The organism is Alphaproteobacteria bacterium (genome assembly GCA_037200005.1).
Classification (GTDB): domain Bacteria; phylum Pseudomonadota; class Alphaproteobacteria; order UBA9219; family RFNS01; genus JBBCGY01.
On record JBBCGY010000001.1, the window covers coordinates 716640 to 731813 of the forward strand.

Annotated in this window: 15 protein-coding genes and 1 pseudogene; 8 read left to right on the forward strand and 8 right to left on the reverse strand. The window is 62.4% G+C overall.

What is annotated here, in order from left to right; all coding sequences use genetic code 11:
• Positions 1-38: 38 nt before the first annotated feature.
• Together WDO70_03630 and WDO70_03635 are read left to right on the forward strand one after the other, a co-directional pair.
• The gene (locus WDO70_03630) at positions 39-1499 is read left to right on the forward strand and encodes a tetratricopeptide repeat protein (GenBank protein ID MEJ0062298.1); all 1461 of its coding nucleotides are present in this window, start codon (positions 39-41) and stop codon (positions 1497-1499) included.
• A 3-nt stretch (positions 1500-1502) separates the two neighbouring features.
• The gene (locus WDO70_03635) at positions 1503-1946 is read left to right on the forward strand and encodes a hypothetical protein (GenBank protein MEJ0062299.1); all 444 of its coding nucleotides are present in this window, start codon (positions 1503-1505) and stop codon (positions 1944-1946) included.
• Here the strand turns inward: WDO70_03635 and WDO70_03640 are convergent.
• Entirely contained in the window at positions 1943-2326 is a 384-nt protein-coding gene (locus WDO70_03640) for a (2Fe-2S) ferredoxin domain-containing protein (protein ID MEJ0062300.1), read from the reverse strand. The two genes, WDO70_03635 and WDO70_03640, sit on opposite strands and share 4 nt — an antisense overlap.
• On the opposite strand from WDO70_03640, the gene tsaD reads away from it, so the two are divergent.
• Genes tsaD through WDO70_03655 form a run of 3 tightly spaced genes read left to right on the forward strand, consistent with a single transcriptional unit; the run spans position 2325 to position 4776 of the window.
• Positions 2325-3365, forward strand: coding sequence for a tRNA (adenosine(37)-N6)-threonylcarbamoyltransferase complex transferase subunit TsaD (gene tsaD, locus WDO70_03645; GenBank protein MEJ0062301.1), 1041 nt, complete (start codon positions 2325-2327; stop codon positions 3363-3365). The genes WDO70_03640 and tsaD overlap by 2 nt on opposite strands.
• Complete coding sequence (locus WDO70_03650; GenBank protein ID MEJ0062302.1) at positions 3362-4363, forward strand: NAD(P)H-dependent glycerol-3-phosphate dehydrogenase; 1002 nt, start codon at positions 3362-3364, stop codon at positions 4361-4363. The genes tsaD and WDO70_03650 overlap by 4 nt, the downstream gene beginning before the upstream one ends.
• 2 nt (positions 4364-4365) lie before the next feature.
• The gene (locus WDO70_03655) at positions 4366-4776 is read left to right on the forward strand and encodes an EVE domain-containing protein (protein ID MEJ0062303.1); all 411 of its coding nucleotides are present in this window, start codon (positions 4366-4368) and stop codon (positions 4774-4776) included.
• Here the strand turns inward: WDO70_03655 and WDO70_03660 are convergent.
• The 7 genes and pseudogenes from WDO70_03660 to WDO70_03690 all read right to left on the reverse strand — a co-directional run bounded on the left by WDO70_03660 (position 4773) and on the right by WDO70_03690 (position 13298).
• Complete coding sequence (locus WDO70_03660; GenBank protein MEJ0062304.1) at positions 4773-6113, reverse strand: hypothetical protein; 1341 nt, start codon at positions 6111-6113, stop codon at positions 4773-4775. The two genes, WDO70_03655 and WDO70_03660, sit on opposite strands and share 4 nt — an antisense overlap.
• 42 nt (positions 6114-6155) lie before the next feature.
• Positions 6156-7634, reverse strand: a complete 1479-nt coding sequence (locus WDO70_03665) for a hypothetical protein (protein ID MEJ0062305.1) — start codon at positions 7632-7634, stop codon at positions 6156-6158.
• Complete coding sequence (locus WDO70_03670) at positions 7627-8622, reverse strand: DotH/IcmK family type IV secretion protein (GenBank protein ID MEJ0062306.1); 996 nt, start codon at positions 8620-8622, stop codon at positions 7627-7629. Before WDO70_03670 ends, WDO70_03665 begins: the two co-directional genes overlap by 8 nt.
• Positions 8623-8928: 306 nt before the next feature.
• Positions 8929-9765, reverse strand: a pseudogene (gene rsmA / locus WDO70_03675) (16S rRNA (adenine(1518)-N(6)/adenine(1519)-N(6))-dimethyltransferase RsmA).
• The gene (locus WDO70_03680; GenBank protein MEJ0062307.1) at positions 9740-11005 is read right to left on the reverse strand and encodes a peptidylprolyl isomerase; all 1266 of its coding nucleotides are present in this window, start codon (positions 11003-11005) and stop codon (positions 9740-9742) included. The pseudogene rsmA and the gene WDO70_03680 overlap by 26 nt, the downstream one beginning before the upstream one ends.
• Before the next feature lie 52 nt (positions 11006-11057).
• Entirely contained in the window at positions 11058-12149 is a 1092-nt protein-coding gene (locus tag WDO70_03685; protein MEJ0062308.1) for an LptF/LptG family permease, read from the reverse strand.
• 12 nt (positions 12150-12161) lie between these two features.
• Complete coding sequence (locus WDO70_03690; GenBank protein ID MEJ0062309.1) at positions 12162-13298, reverse strand: ketoacyl-ACP synthase III; 1137 nt, start codon at positions 13296-13298, stop codon at positions 12162-12164.
• A gap of 119 nt (positions 13299-13417) precedes the next feature.
• Here WDO70_03690 and WDO70_03695 point away from each other — a divergent pair, with 119 nt between their 5' ends.
• The 3 genes from WDO70_03695 to WDO70_03705 are packed head-to-tail and all read left to right on the forward strand — an operon-like array spanning position 13418 to position 15156.
• The gene (locus tag WDO70_03695) at positions 13418-14110 is read left to right on the forward strand and encodes a NeuD/PglB/VioB family sugar acetyltransferase (GenBank protein ID MEJ0062310.1); all 693 of its coding nucleotides are present in this window, start codon (positions 13418-13420) and stop codon (positions 14108-14110) included.
• A 29-nt stretch (positions 14111-14139) separates the two neighbouring features.
• Positions 14140-14373, forward strand: a complete 234-nt coding sequence (locus WDO70_03700) for an acyl carrier protein (GenBank protein ID MEJ0062311.1) — start codon at positions 14140-14142, stop codon at positions 14371-14373.
• A gap of 9 nt (positions 14374-14382) precedes the next feature.
• On the forward strand, positions 14383-15156 hold the full coding sequence (locus WDO70_03705; protein MEJ0062312.1) for an SDR family oxidoreductase: 774 nt from the start codon (positions 14383-14385) through the stop codon (positions 15154-15156).
• Positions 15157-15174: the final 18 nt, after the last annotated feature.

A 15174-nucleotide genomic window follows, 5' to 3' on the forward strand; every position in this document is an offset into this window, starting at 1 on the left:
GATTGATTCCGGTTTTTCTCCTTTACAGGACGATCATCATGCGCCGATCCTTATGCTCCGCCTTGCTTGTTGCCGCGCTGCTCGGCGGATGCGTCCAGGGGGAGCAGCAGTCCCAGGCGCAAGAGGAGGTTCCGCTTGACCGCGGCGCCGTCGTGCGCCTCGCCGACAAAATGCGCGAGCAGGGCGATTTGGGGATGGCGGCGGAATTTTACCAGCGCGCTATCGCTTTGTCGCCCGGCGACGCGAAAGCTTATATAGGCATGGCCTCGCTTTACGAGCAAAAAGGCATGACCGAAGAAGCCGACCGGTATTATCTTGAAGCCATCAAAAACAGCGGCAGCGACATGGAAGCGCGGCGCGGCTACGCGCGCCTCTTGATGGCGCAGAAGCAATATTCGACGGCTATCGAGCAGTATCGCGCGATTTTATCGCGCGACGGCGGCGATGCAAAAGCCTTGAACGGACTCGGCGTCGCGCTCGACCAGACCGGCGAGCATAAGGCGGCGCAGGAACAATATCGCCGCGCATTGCAGCGCGACTCCGGCAATATGATGGCGCTCAATAATCTGGGGCTGTCGCTGATCATGACCGGGGATTATCAGGCGGCCATCGCGCAGCTTTCTCCCGCGGCAGACGCGCTCAAGGCGACGCCTAATCTCCGGCAAAATCTCGCTCTCGCTTATGTCATGACCGGACAGGACGGCAAGGCTTCGGCGCTGCTGCGCCGCGATCTCGGCCCGGCCGAAGCCGAGCGCATCATGGCCGAACTCCGCCAGAAACAGCGGATTGTCCGGGCCGCTCCCGTCCCGGCGGCGCGTCCGGCTCCCGCGCCCGCTCCAGCCCCCGTTTCCGCCGCCTCCATCCCACCAGCGCAGCAGGAGGACGATGAAGAGGAAGAGGACGAAAAACCCGTGCCGCCGCCGAAATCCGTTTCCCAGGGCACGTCGGTTTCTAATCTTGGAAAACATGCCGTTCCCGCGCCAGTCAAAACTGCCGCCGCGCCTAAATCTCTTCCTGCTCCCGAACCGAAACCCGCGCCCGTAGTTCCCGTCATCGCAGCGGTTCCGCCGCCGCCACCTCTTGTGGCCGCGGCAATTTTGCCCGCGCCTTCCCGAACGGTAGACATTCCCCCGCCGCCGACCCCTTCCGCGCTGAAAACCGTCCTTGCCGCGCCTGCGGCAGCCGTCGCTCCGGTTGCTCCAGCGGTGCCAGCTGCTCCCCCGGCTGCGCCGTCCATCGCCAAGTCGCCGCCGCCAGTGCTGCGTGCCGTGCTCGGCCCTTATCCGACCGGAATCATGGCATCGGCTTCCGCGGCTTCGATGCAGGAAAGACTGTCCCGCTATCTGCCTCGTCGCCCGATCGTCAATGCCGCGACCGAATTGACGGATAGCGATTTGCCGCAATTCGTCGTCTATGTTTACGGCTTCAAGGATCAGGACGAGGCGAAGGATTTCTGCTCCGGCGCCAAGCGCAAAGACTATAAATGCGAGGTGAGGTAGATCATGCAAAATTGGATTGCCGTCGAATTCGAGCCGGGTGTAACGATTCTGGATTCCAGAAGGGCCATGGAAAAAGCTCTTGAGCCGTTGCGCGGCAAGCTTGCCGGCCTCAGCATCGAAACAATCACTGATGGGGGCGATATTGAACCGTCGTTTTTCATCGTTGGCTTCGACGCCGATGCGGACGCTGCCCGGACGGTCAAAGCGAGATTGAACGCTCTGCCATCCGCGCCGGATGTGTCGGAAACTTCAGGCCCGGCCTCCGGGGCGGATGCCGCGGCGTCAAAAGCCGGGCGCGCTATAGAGGCCGAGATGCGCCGGGCGGCTGGGCTGGATGTGGCAAGAGCGGAGAAAGCGGGCATTCCCGTCGCGACCCAGCATGCGGTAAGGCTTGCGGCGGCGCTTCGCCGTTCCGATAAAAGGACGGATTTGAAGAACGAGCCTTAGGTCTTAGGGCTATCCTCAGGCTTCAGCATCAGCCGTTCGACGCGCCCGCCGCGGCGGACATGGACATCGAGGATTTCGTCGATATCGGCTTCGGTCTTGGGGCTGTACCAGACGCCTTCGGGATACAGCACGATGCAGGGGCCAAGCTCGCAGCGGTCGAGGCAGCCCGCGCCGTTGACCCGGATGCCCTTAAGGCCGAGTTCCTTGGCGCGGGATTTCATATAATTGCGTAGCTTCTCCGCGCCCTTGTCGGCGCAGCAGCCGCGCTTATGGCCGGGCGGGCGCTGATTGGTGCAGCAGAAGATATGGGTGCGGAAATAAAGATCGGTCATGAATCGATTATAGACGGCATGGCGGATTTTCGGTAGTGGCTTGAGCATGATCATCCTCGGTATTGAAACCAGTTGCGACGAGACGGCGGTCGGCATCGTTTCCGAAGATCGCCGCATTCTGGCGAACAGGATCGCGAGCCAGGCGGCGACGCATCAGGCCTATGGCGGCGTGGTGCCGGAGATCGCGGCGCGGGCGCATTTGCAGCATCTCGATCATGTCGTTCTCGGCGCGCTGGATGATGCCGGTCTCGGCTGGAGCGATATCGGCGGCATCGCCGCGACCTGCGGCCCCGGCCTGATCGGCGGCGTGATGGTCGGCGCGATGTTCGGCAAGGCCGTCGCGGCGGCGCGCAAGCTCCCCTTCGCCGCCGTCAATCATCTCGAAGCGCATGCCTTGACGGCCCGTCTGACCGACGATGTTCCATTCCCTTATGTGCTGCTGCTGGTGTCCGGCGGCCATTGCCAGTTGCTGCTGGTGCGCGGCGTGGGCGATTACCGGCTGCTCGGCGGCACGATCGACGACGCGGCGGGCGAGTGCTTCGACAAGGCGGCGAAACTGCTGGGCCTGCCTTATCCCGGCGGTCCGGCTATCGCGGCGCTGGCCGAGCAGGGCGATCCGCGCCGCTTTGCGCTGCCGCGGCCCTTGATGGATCAAGACAATTGCGATTTCTCCTTTTCCGGGCTGAAAACCGCCGTGCGGCGGCTGGTCGAACGCGAAGACAAGCCGGAGGGAACGAATTTTCGAGCCGACGTGGCCGCGAGCCTGCAGGAAACCATCGCGCATATCCTGGCCGGCAAGACCGCCCGCGCCCTTGCGCTCGCCGCGCATGAAAAGCCAACCACGCTGGTGGCGGCGGGCGGCGTCGCGGCGAACAAGGTTTTGCGCCTGGCGCTGGCGAAGACCGCCGCGCAATCTTCGCTGCCGCTTGTCGTGCCGCCGCCCGCGCTATGCACCGATAACGGCGTCATGATCGCCTGGACGGGTGTCGAGCGGTTGCGGCTCGGCCTGAGCGACGGTTTCGACGCCCCCGCCCGCCCGCGATGGCCGCTTGCCGAATTGGTGAAAGTTGCTAAGACTTCAGCATGACTGAATCGTCCTACAATCATTTCGGTATCGTCGGCGGCGGCGCGTGGGGCGTGGCGCTCGGCATCGCGCTGTTGCGCGCCGGGCGGCACGTCACGCTGTGGGCGCGTTCGGAAGAAGTCGTGGCCGTCATCAACACGCGGCACGAAAATCCGGCCTATCTGCCGGGCATTCCGCTCGATCACGCGCTGTTCGCCACCACCGACCGCGCGGCGCTGCAGGAATGCGACGTTTTGCTGCTGACGCCTCCGGCGCAGCATCTGCGCGGCGTGACGGCGAGCCTTTTCCCGCGTCCGGAAACGCCGCTGATTATCGGCAGCAAGGGGATCGAGCAGGGCACCCTTATGCTGATGAGCGAGGTGGTCGCCGCCGTCCTGCCGCAGCACCCCATCGGCGTGCTGTCGGGGCCGACTTTCGCCGCCGAAGTGGCGCGGGGCTTGCCCGCCGCCGTGACGCTGGCGATGCGGGATCAGGATATCGGCAAGCAGTTGATTCAGGCGATGGGCAGCCGTTCATTGAGGCCTTATCTTTCCGACGACATTGCCGGAACCCAGATCGGCGGCGCGGTCAAGAACGTCCTCGCCATCGCCTGCGGCATCGTCGAGGGCCGGGGTTTCGGCGACAATGCCCGCGCCGCCATCATGACCAGGGGATTGAGCGAGCTTACGCGCCTGGGCCGCGCCCTGGGCGGCAAGATGGAAACCTTCATGGGGCTGTCGGGGATGGGCGATCTGGTCCTGACCTGCGCCGGCGCGCAATCGCGCAACATGTCGCTCGGCTACGCGCTGGGGCAGGGGCGCGCGCTCGATGATATTCTGGCCGAGCGCAGAAGCGTGGCCGAAGGCGTCTCCACCGCTTCCGCCGCCGTGGCGCGCGCGGCGGCTCACGGCGTCGAACTGCCGATTTGCGCGGCGGTCGACCGGATTCTCAATCAGGGCGCGGCGATCGAGGATGAAATCAGCGCTTTGCTCACGCGGCCTTTAAGGAATGAAGGCGCTTGAATATGGCTTTCTGGCTGATGAAATCGGAGCCTTCCGCCTATTCCTGGCCGCAATTCGTCAAGGATAAGCGCACAGCCTGGAGCGGCGTGCGCAACCATCAGGCGGCGAATAATCTTCGCGCCATGAAAGCCGGAGACCAGGCTTTATTCTACCATTCCAACGAGGGCGTGGAGATCGTCGGGCTGATGCGGATCGTCAAGACCGCTTATCCGGATCCATCTGACGCAAGCGGCAAATTCGTCATGGTGGATGTCGCGCCGGTGCGGGCGCTTAAAAAGCCCGTCACGCTCGTGGCGATCAAGGCTGATCCCATCCTCAAATCCATGGCGATGGTGAAGCAATCGCGCCTTTCGGTTTCTCCGGTTACGGAGAAAGAATGGCGGAGAGTGCAGGAACTGGCCGGGGCGGATTAGCGCACCTGCGCCTTGCTTCCCTCGACCACCCAGGCGCCATCGACATTGGTGATGGATTTGATCTTGCCAAGGCCGGGCACGGTCTCGCCGACTTGAACCTGCCTGAATTCGGCGCTGGTATCGGAGCTGGCAAGCCATGCGCTGTCAGGCGTCGCGGCGCGCAATACCCAGCCTGAAGCCACGAGCTTCTTGGTGGCGGGCTTGGCAATCGGGCTGGCCTGGACAACCTTCTTTTCCGCGCTGGCGGGTTCTTTATGCGCCGTCTTTTTTGTCACATGCATTTTTTCCGGTTTTGCAGCGGTGGCATGTTTTTTGGCAACGGGTTTGACGGCCGGTTTGGCGGCTACGGCGGCGTCCGGATTAAGCACGAGCCCGGCCACGACGCTCTCTTCCTTAGGAACGACGGCAGCCGGCACGACGGCGGATTTTTTCTTCAGTGTCGCAATTTTTTCGTTGAGCGACGCGACTTCCTGCTTCAGTCCGGCAACCTGTTTTTCAAGCGCTTGCTTTTCCAGGGCCGCCTCGGCCAGCGCCGGATCGGGCTTGTGAGACGTCGGAACGGGCGCGGCCAGCGCCATGGCCTCGACTTCGGGGCGGGGCGCGGCGACCGGCACGGAAGGCGCGGTATCCGGGGCTATTGGCGCCGGCATGGCGACAATCGGTGCGGGGGGAACCGCGGACGGCAATTGAACGTCCTCGATCACCGGAGCAACATGCGCGGGCGCTGCGGGAGGGATGTGCCCAAGGTCGGCAATCGCTACGGGAACCGGAGCGGGTACCGTCGCCGCAGGCGGCTCGGGTATGACTGCCGGAGCCGAGGGTAAAGCTTCTTGAGCTTGCTGCGAAGCCGCGCCGATCGGCGGTACGGCGGCAGATGCCGTAACGTCAGGCATGGGAGCTTCGGGAATTGCAGGTTTAACCGGCAATTGATCGATTGGCGCAGGCGCTGCGGGAGGAATTGCCGGTATGGCGGCGGCCGTTGTCACCGCTTCCTCACTCGCCGCGGCAGTTTCGGAGGTTTGTTGCGGTTCTGTCTGGGGCGCCGTCAACGACATGCCGTTCATGCCGAATTGCCAATAGGCGAAGCCGCCGCCGCCCGCCAGCACGAAGAGAAGCAAGACCGGAAGAATCCAGCCGCCGCGGCTTTTTTTCGCCGCCGGCTGATCTTCCTCTTCCGCCTCTGCTGCCGTCTCTACCGGCGGGTCTTCAAAATCGTCGGTCGGCGCGGCCTGGTCTTCCCAGTTTTGACCGCCCGCCTCGCCATAAGAAGCGCCGCCGTGTTCGCCCTGAGGCGCATAATCGGCTTCGTGCGTTTCATAGTCGCGCTGATCATTCATCTCAGTCAAACTCCATTATTGATGGCCGGAAAAGACTCTACGCTACCGGTATCCATAACCAGGCGTAGTCGGTCGACCGGTGGGGGCATAAGACGCCGGAGGAATAAAACCTGCGCCGACTGTTCCCTGGCTGCCGCCGGTTTGGGCCGTGACAGGGTATAAGGGCGCCTGGGACCTTGTATCCGCCGATTCCGGCATGCCCCCGCCCGGCCTCGGCGCGTTCCCGCCGGCAAAGGTAGGGCGGCCGCCGTCTTCCTTGACCGAAGTCGTGAAGAATAATCCCATGGGCGTGCCTACTTCGACGCGCACGAGAACCTTGGTGGCATTGGCTTCGCTCTTTAAGAAACTGGCGACGCTTTCTCCTGCCGCTCCCATGCCGGCATAAAGGCCGTCTTTAATGCCGGTCCTGGCCTGATCGACGACAATGCCGTTCTGGGTGACGGTCGTCGAGGTCGGCTTCTGGCCAAGCGATTGGCCGAGTTCGGCAATGAAAGCGCCTGCCGCCGGCAAGGCGACGCGCGCGATATAGCGATGATCGACTTCGGTCGCGAGGGCCCCGAGAGTCGTGTCGGGATCAAGCGCGAGCGTGCTGATCGAATAATCCTTACCCTTCAGCGTAGCCAGATTAAAGGTCAGCACCAGATAATCATCCACCACTTTGAAGCTGCCGATCGCCCGCGCTCCTGATAGCGGTCCCGACAATATTTGAGCCAAAATGGGCCCCGGAACGTCGGAATTGGCTTCGGTGAGAAGCTGGGCGTAAGCAACTGCCCCCGCCGAGATGAACGCCTTGGGCGTTACGGTAGCGGTCATAGCTGGAGAAGCCTGGGATGCAGAGCCCGCTGGGGCATAAAAATTACCGCCGCCGCCGTCACCACCTGCCGCGCCTCCGGGGCCGGTCTTCTTGTCTTTATCTTCTTTTCCGGAGATCGTGGACATGCCCTTGGGTTTCCACAGTTCGATCATCTGGCCCATCTGCGCCGACATGGCCGTGCTGATTCTTTCCAGGCGCTGCTGATCTTGTTGCACGCTGACCTGCTGGTTTTGCGTCTGCTGCTGCTGCAAGACCTGGATTTGCCTGCGTTGCTCCTCTTTCTGCTTTTCAAGTTCGGCGCGGAACTGGATAAGCGGATCGTTCTCCTTATGGCTCTCAACCGTAATGCCGCTGGGCAGAGGGGTCGGAATAGCGCTGCCGCCGATCTGTGCCTGTTCCTTGATGCGCTGTTGGTTGGCCTGGGCTTGGGCTTCGATGAAAGCCGGCGAAGCCTTGCCGCCGGGAGCTTCTTTAAGCTCCGGCACCGCGGCAACTCTGGAAGCGCCGATTTCGGGGGTGGGGGTAAAAAAGCCTATTAATCCGGCAACGATAGCGCCTACGCCGATCATCAGCACCAGAAGCTTGAACAACGGCTTCGTGCGCCACGCTTCGGCGATATTGGAGGCGAACTGTCCGCGTTTCTGATCCGGCTCGCCTAAATCTTCGAATTCGGGCGGCTGGTCGAAATGGTCGTTGTCATCAATCATTGTCTTCTTCCTTGGCAAGCCGCGCCCGCACCATAACCCCGGCATCCGACATCAGCAGCACGGGCGCGCTGCCGACTTGATAAACCGTCATCCCGTCAGACGAAGACACGCTCGCATCCCAAGCTGGCGAAAGCAGGCTCAGAGGGGTGCGGACGTAAACTTTATTATCATACTGCCAAGCCGTCGTGCGGCGATCGACGCCGACGACATGCATTTTTTTCGCGCCCGGCGGCGGTGAATTGTCCAGGAACATCATGCTTCTTTCATCGCCCGCCGATAGAACCGCGGTTTGGTTGATGATAGGCATTTTTGCGTTAGGGCCATATTTCGGCACCCGGGCGTCATAGCGCCAATGCAAGCTTGCGGTGCCGCTGGACAAGCGGAAAATGATCGGTGTCGACAGGCCGACGAGCACGACCGACAGATTGCCGTAGCCATAACGCGTCATGGGGACAATGCGCGCTATATGAGACCCTTTGTCGGTCGTCTGTATTTCGTAGCTGCCGGCAATGCCCATGTCGGCGATGGGCCAGGGCATTCCCGTGGAATCCACGAAAGTGAGGGTCGAGACATAGCCGACGGCAAGGTCGATTTGCGGAGGCTCTATCCCGGGGTCGAGCGACAATGTATAGGTCTTGATCTCGCCCTTGGGCAGCCCCGCCGCCGGCGGCAACGATGCCTCCTGGATGACTTCCAGGCGACGCATGAACTCCCTGATCTGATCGGGGGTCAGCGGCATCATGCCGGCCATGATATTCTCGAATATCTGTTGTTTCATTTGCGCGGCTTCCGCAGCCTTGGCTTCATCGGCCTGGGCTTGCGCTGACGCCCGCACGGCGGCTTCGTTCGCGGCATTCATAAGCTCGGACGGATCTTCAAGCGCCGCAGGCGACGGCGGCGGCGGCACGTTGCTCGCGGGACCAGCTGCCCAGACGGGCGCTCCCATAAGCAAGGTCAGGCCGACCGACAGGAATAATCGCATGAACATGTTGACTCCGTGACCCGGACCATAACCAGCTTACTTTATTGATCGAGCGAATTTACGGTCACCGATAGCATCATGAGGGGATGCTATTTGATCGCGCTATGCTCTAAAGGCACCATAAACGGAATATGTAAAGTCTTTCCGAATCGCCCTCATTACACTTTTATAGTCGTCGCCTTTAAAGGAGTTAAGCTTTTTACGCCGTCTTCGGCAATAAAAAACTGTGGGTGATGCAAGCAAACTCATATAGCGCGGCCAAAGGTTAAGAGTTGTAAACCTTATTGATGCCTTGCGGACGGTTTTTTCGGGCAGCGCCGCCGCCAATTCCAGGAATTTGGCGACCGGCACCATTTCCGCGCGCACGGTAGGGTCGATGCCGGTTTTAGCGAGTGCAGCCACGCCAGTCTCGCCGAGGGCGCTTTTCAGCATTTTGCGGCGCTGGCCGAAAGCGAGCGCGGTGACGCGCTCAAGAGATTCCAGAAGTCCGTCATCGGGAGCGTCCGGCCTCGGCTGGAAATGCAGCACCGACGAAGCGACCTTGGGAGGGGGTGTAAAGGCTCGCGGGGGCAAATCCATAAGTTTCTGCACTTTGCAGCACGCTTGCGCGATGACCGACAGGCGTCCGTAGGTTTTGCCGCCCGGCGCGGCGGTAATGCGATCCGCGACCTCGCGCTGGAACATAAGCGTCATATGCTCATAGGCGCGATGGTTGCGCAGCCAGCCGATCAATAATTCGGTTCCGATGTTATAGGGCAGATTGGCGATGATGGCGCGCGGCGCGGGAGCAAGCGCGGCAGTGTCGGTTTTCAGGGCGTCGCCCTCGATTATGCGCAATCTTCCGGCCGAAGCCGCCGCCAGCTCTTCAAGCGCCGCTATGCAGCGCCGGTCGCGCTCGATCGCCGTGACGCTCGCGGCCTCGCTTTCCAGAATGGCGCGGGTCAGGCCGCCCGGCCCCGGCCCGATTTCCACGACATGAACGCCGTCGAGATTGCCCGCCAGCCGCACGATTTTCCGGGTGATATTGAGGTCGAGCAGGAAATGCTGCCCCAGCCCTTTTTTAGCCGCCAGCCCATGCCGCGCGATGATTTCTCGAAGCGGAGGAAGGGGTTGCGGCTGGTTTTTAGATTCGGATGTCAATATAGGCATTCCGCTTCAAATCGCGGAGCAAACGGCGGGCGAGATTTTCCAGACGTTCGGTGCCGATGCTGTTGACGATGGTCGAGCGCCCGGTGTCGCCCTGTTCGGTGCGTTCGCATACGACGAACAAGCCCGCCGCCGTGCCGGTGGGGACGGGCTGTCCGGCCTCGCCCACTTTCTGGGTTCTGGCGATTTCGGCCAGCCAGGGCGGCATGTCGGCGACCGGCTTATCCTCCAGTTCCTGGTAGCGCCAGCCGTTCGAGCCGTCGAAACGCTTCGCCAGCTCGCCGCAGCCGTGAATCGTATCGCGCATTTTTTCCGCTTCGGCCAAGGCGGCGGCGCGATCCCGCGTCGCCGTGACCGGCAGCGTGAGTTGCGCGATCTTGACCTTGGCGGCGGGATCGCCGCCGCCCTCGATCCGCCGCTCGTCGCGGACGGCGATGATATGGTAGCCTTTCGCGCTTTTAATCGGCCCCAGGAGATCGCCTTTCTTGCCTTCGCCGAGCGCGCGATCGATTTCGGGCGCCAGCATGCCTTGCCTTACCCAGCCGATTTCGCCGCCCTGCATCGCTCCCGGGCCTTGCGAAAACTGCCGCGCGATGGCGCCGAAAGCGCCGCTCTGCCTGATTTGCGCGAAAAGCTTGTCCGCGAAATCGCGCACCGCGCTCTCCTGCTCCGGATCGTCGACGGGGAGAAAAATCTCGTTGACGAAATATTCCTGCTTTCCGGCGTTGGCGCGGATGCGCCCCAGCGCTTCCTCGACCTCGTCGTCGCCGACCTCGACGCGCGGACGCAGCTGCCGCTGCACCAACTTGATCCAGCCGATATTGGCGCGCGCCTGATTTTCTATCGTCTCGGGCGGCACACCCCGCGCGGCGAGGAATGCCCGCATGTCGCCGCCGGGGACGTTGTTGCTCGCGGCGATATTGCTGAGCGCCTGATCGATATCCTGCTGGCTGACGGAAATCTGCTGCCGCCGCGTTTCCTGGAGCTGAATTTGCTCGTCGATCAGGTTGCGCATGACCTGAGGCATGATGCGATTGCGGTTTTCCGGACTATCGGCCATGCCTGAAGATATAAGCGCCAGCAGATAACGCGCGCGGATGTCGCTGGTCGTGATGGCGGAGTCATTGACGACGACGGCGATTTTTTCTTCATCGGCGGCGGCGGCCGCGGCAGGCGCCGCCGGTTCCGCGGCAAGCGCGGGAAAAGCGAGCAGAAGAAGAAGCGCAGGCAGGGCAAATTTCATGGCAATTCCAGGTCGCGGGTTGGCGGCATGATAAGCGGCGGCTGCGCCGGTATCAACCATCTTCAAGATAAAGCAGGGCCGCCGCCCCGGAAGCCAGGCAAATGAGCGGCGTGGCCCAGGCGGCCAGGGCGACCGGCAGGGTCTGCGTGGTGCCGAGCGCCACGAGAACGCTGTTAAGGGCGAAGGCGAAGCTGCCGACCGTCACGCCCGCAAAAGCGAGCGCGAGCGTTCCGCCGCGCCGGACGAGCCGCAGGGAAAACGCCGCCGCGAAGAAAGCCATCGCCATGAGCATCCAGGGCTGGGCGAGAAGTCCCTGAAACTCCATCTGGTGGCGCAGGGCGGGCAGGCCGATGGCTTGCAGCGCGTTGATGAATTGCGGCAACTGCCAGAAGGAGATGGTGTTGGGCGCGGCCATGCTTTCCTGAATCTTCTGCAGCGTCAGATCGGTCGGAATCCGGAATTCCGGCAAAAGCTGCGCCTGCTCGTGGTTCTGGTTGAACCAGGCATTCTCGATAATCCACGAATTGTCCTTCAGCACCGCGTTGGCGGCGTCGATCCGGCCGATATAGCTGTTGTCCTTGTCATAGACGATGACCATCAGCGGGCGCAGCGTCAGCGGTTCCAGCGTCACGTAGTCCGCATGGAGCAGATATTCATAAGTCGTGGATTTCTGCCGCAGCCACAGCCCGGCGCCCGTCAGCTCCAATGTGGGCAGGCGGTACAGATAACTCGATTCCATTTCCCAGTAGCGGGCGATCATCCGCGCGCCGATGGGATTGACGATGGTGACGTTCACTGCGCTGAGCGCGAGCGTCGTCAGCATGACCGGCATGAGGAATTGCCAGACAGAAACGCCGCTCGCGCGCACGACGACCAGTTCCTGGCTGCGCGTCAGCCGCCAGAAAGTGAACATGCCCGAGAACAGCACGACGAAAGGCAAAACCTTCTCGATGGTTTCCGGCAATTTGAAAAAAGCCATCTGCAGGACGATGGGCACCGTCGCCGAAGGCACGTCGGCGGCGCGGCGCAGAAGCTCGGCGACCTCGAACAGGAGGATAACCCCGGCGAGGCCGAACAGAAACGCCCCGAACCAGGTCAGGAACTGCAGCGCGATATAGCGGAAAATGGTCCAGCCGACGATCATGGGAGCCGCGTGTCAGCTCTCATGGATTTCATCGTCATAATTACCCTTAAGAACCGGCATTTTCAGCGGCGCCGACTCGCACGGATAATCGTCGGGGATTTCATAGACTTCGGCGACCGCGAGCGGCCCCATATCGAGAACCGCCGCCGCCCAGGACCAGCCGACGCCGAATCCGGCCAGACATATCTTCTTCTTTTCGCCGCCAAGGATGCCGCCCAGCTTGTTGCATAAGGTGAGCGGGATGGAGGCGGAGCTGGTATTGCCCCATTTTTCGAGATCGATCGGCGAGCGGCCCTCGGGCAGCTTCATCTTGCGCGCCAGATGCTCGAGGATGAATTTGTTGGCCTGATGGAAGACGTAATAATCGACATCCTCCTTGCCGATTCCGGCCAGCGCCAGCGTTTCGTCGATCAGCTTCGGCACCACGCGCAGCGTGAAGGCGAACACTTCGCCGCCATTGAGGTGAACCTTGCTGTTTTGCTTCATGACTTCGTAATCTTCGTCCAGCATCGGCTTGTTCAGGATCGGGATCGTGCGGCGCACCGCCCCGACCTTGACGTTCAGATGCACCGCGCCGCGCCCGTCGGTTCCGGTGACCATATAGATCGGATTGTCTTCGGTCGTGCGCTCGATGGCCGTCGCCGAGCCGGCGTCGCCGAACAGCGAAACCGTGCCGCGATCGCCGGGGCGCAGCCCGCCGGTCGAGCGGTCGCCGACCAGCAGCAGCGCGCGCCCGTTTTTAGATCCCGCCAGGAGCTGGCTCGCCATCCACATGCCATACACATAGCCCGAGCAGCCGAGATTGACGTCATAGGCGGCGCAGCCGGTCGACAGGCCGAGGCGGTGCTGCAGCAGGCAGGCGGTGGCGGGCAGCGGCACGTCCGGCCCCTGCGTGACGAACACCAGGAGATCGATGCTCGATCGCTCCCATCCCAACTGGTCCATCAGCCGCTCGGCGGCGGCGGCGCACATATCGGACGGCAGCATGTTGGCCGGCGCGGCGCGAATTTCGGCGATGCCGGTGGTGGCGTAGATGCGCTCGATTTCCTCGCGCGCGAACATGCCCGCCGTCTCGAAGAAATTGACCTTGCGGCTGGGCACCGCCGTGCATACGCCGGCGATGCGGGTGTTTTTGATGACGGACTGCATAACAAACCCCAGAGTCTTTCTTCTTTGATAAGAACCATGCTAATGAATCAAGCGAATTCGCGCTGAGACAGTATCATCCGCGCCTTCGCCATGTCCATCCCTTCGCCAGGCCTGCCGCTATGTCCGAAACCACCCGTGATCTGATCGTCTATGGCGCCGGAGGCTTCGGCCGCGAAATTGCCGCCATGGCGGAAGACGGCTGCCATGCGGGCCACGGCACGCCGAAATGGCGCGTGATCGGTTTCGCCGACGACACGCCTGCGTTGCGCGGCGAAACCGTCCACGGCTTGCCCTGCCTCGGCTCGCTGGCGGAAGCGTCGGCGGTGCGCGGCAACGCCGAGACCTGGTGCTGCGTCGCCTTTGGCGACAACGCCGCGCGCCGCGAGGCCGCCGCGCGCATCGAGGCCGCGGGCTGGAAGGCGGCGACCGTCATCCATCCTTCGGCTTTCGTTTCCTGGCAGATCAAGCTGGGGGAGGGCTGCATCGTCAATCCCATGACGACGATATCGCCGAATGTGTCGATCGGCCGCCACGCGCTGATCGGCACGCGCGCTTCCATCGGCCATGACGCCGCGCTCGGCGATTTTTCATGGGTCGCGGCGGGAGCCTCGGTTCTCGGTCACGCCCGGATCGGCAATGGCGCGATGATCGGGACCAACGCCGTGGTGCTGCCGCATATTACGGTCGGAGACTGGGCCACCGTCGGCGCATGCGTTCCCGCCATGGTTCCGGTCAAGCCCGGCCATACGATTTGTTTGCCTTTGGCGCGCACCATCTTTAAGCTGGATCGTCTTCCCGACGACGAGTCATAACCCCACGCGATCTTTACAGAGGCATACTGATGGACAAGGCCGAATTTTTCCTGGCGCTCGACGAATTGCTCGAATTGAAGCCCGGCACCATAACGGGACCGGAAAAGCTGTCGTCTTTCGACAATTGGGATTCCCTCGCCGTCATCAGCCTGATCGCGCTGGCGGACGAAAAATTCAACATCGTGCTCGGCAGCGACGCCATCGCCGAAGCGCAGACCTTCGATGAACTGCTGACCATCGTGTCGCAAAACAACGCCGACTGACCGATCTCCATGGCTGACGCCGTTTCCCTTCCCGCCGCAGAATTCTCGGGCCGCCGTATTTTGATCACCGGCGCCGCCGGTTCGATAGGAAGCGCTACCGCCCGCTTGCTGGCCGAAGCGGGCGCGGAGCTTATCCTGTCGGGACGCGACGCGGCCAGACTGGAAAAGGTCGCCGCCGATTTGCCGGGAGGTTCCGCGACCATCGCCGTCTTCGATCTCGCCGCCGCCGACGCCATTCCGGGCTGGATACGGGAGCTTGCGGAAAAAGGCGGCCCCCTCGCGGGCATCGCCCATACTGCGGGCATCCAGATCAACCGCGCCCTGAAGATGATGACCGCCGAATTTTCCGATGCGATGCTGCACGCCAACGTCACCAGCGCCATCATGCTGGCCAAGGGGCTGCGTCAGCGCGACTGCCATGCGGAGGGCGCGTCGCTGGTGCTGCTAAGCTCGGCTGCCGCCCGCATCGGCGGCGCGGGCAATGTCGCCTATGCGTCCAGCAAGGGCGCGATCATCGCGGCGGCAAGTTCGATCGCGCATGAATTGCTGCGCGACAAAATCCGCGTCAATTGCGTGGTGCCCGGCTTGGTGGAAAGCGACATGGCCGCGCGGTCGCGCGCGGTGACGCCGCCTGAAAGCTGGAATGCCGTGCTGGCCGCCTATCCGCTGGGCATCGGCCATCCTGACGACGTGGCGCACGGGATCGTCTATCTGCTCTCGCGGCGCAGCCGCTGGATCACCGGCACGGATTTGCGGATCGATGGCGGCCTGAGTATTGTCTAGCCGGTAAAGGGAGTGACG

Coding starts and splice junctions, on each gene's coding strand:
- WDO70_03670 (MEJ0062306.1), bottom strand. CDS start 8,622: ATGTTCATGCGATTATTCCTGTCGGTCGGCCTGACCTTGCTTATGGGA.
- WDO70_03680 (MEJ0062307.1), bottom strand. CDS start 11,005: ATGAAATTTGCCCTGCCTGCGCTTCTTCTTCTGCTCGCTTTTCCCGCG.
- WDO70_03650 (MEJ0062302.1), top strand. CDS start 3,362: ATGACTGAATCGTCCTACAATCATTTCGGTATCGTCGGCGGCGGCGCG.
- WDO70_03705 (MEJ0062312.1), top strand. CDS start 14,383: ATGGCTGACGCCGTTTCCCTTCCCGCCGCAGAATTCTCGGGCCGCCGT.
- WDO70_03700 (MEJ0062311.1), top strand. CDS start 14,140: ATGGACAAGGCCGAATTTTTCCTGGCGCTCGACGAATTGCTCGAATTG.
- WDO70_03630 (MEJ0062298.1), top strand. CDS start 39: ATGCGCCGATCCTTATGCTCCGCCTTGCTTGTTGCCGCGCTGCTCGGC.
- WDO70_03685 (MEJ0062308.1), bottom strand. CDS start 12,149: ATGATCGTCGGCTGGACCATTTTCCGCTATATCGCGCTGCAGTTCCTG.
- WDO70_03665 (MEJ0062305.1), bottom strand. CDS start 7,634: ATGATTGATGACAACGACCATTTCGACCAGCCGCCCGAATTCGAAGAT.
- WDO70_03660 (MEJ0062304.1), bottom strand. CDS start 6,113: ATGAATGATCAGCGCGACTATGAAACGCACGAAGCCGATTATGCGCCT.
- WDO70_03690 (MEJ0062309.1), bottom strand. CDS start 13,298: ATGCAGTCCGTCATCAAAAACACCCGCATCGCCGGCGTATGCACGGCG.
- WDO70_03655 (MEJ0062303.1), top strand. CDS start 4,366: ATGGCTTTCTGGCTGATGAAATCGGAGCCTTCCGCCTATTCCTGGCCG.
- WDO70_03695 (MEJ0062310.1), top strand. CDS start 13,418: ATGTCCGAAACCACCCGTGATCTGATCGTCTATGGCGCCGGAGGCTTC.
- WDO70_03635 (MEJ0062299.1), top strand. CDS start 1,503: ATGCAAAATTGGATTGCCGTCGAATTCGAGCCGGGTGTAACGATTCTG.
- tsaD (MEJ0062301.1), top strand. CDS start 2,325: ATGATCATCCTCGGTATTGAAACCAGTTGCGACGAGACGGCGGTCGGC.
- WDO70_03640 (MEJ0062300.1), bottom strand. CDS start 2,326: ATGCTCAAGCCACTACCGAAAATCCGCCATGCCGTCTATAATCGATTC.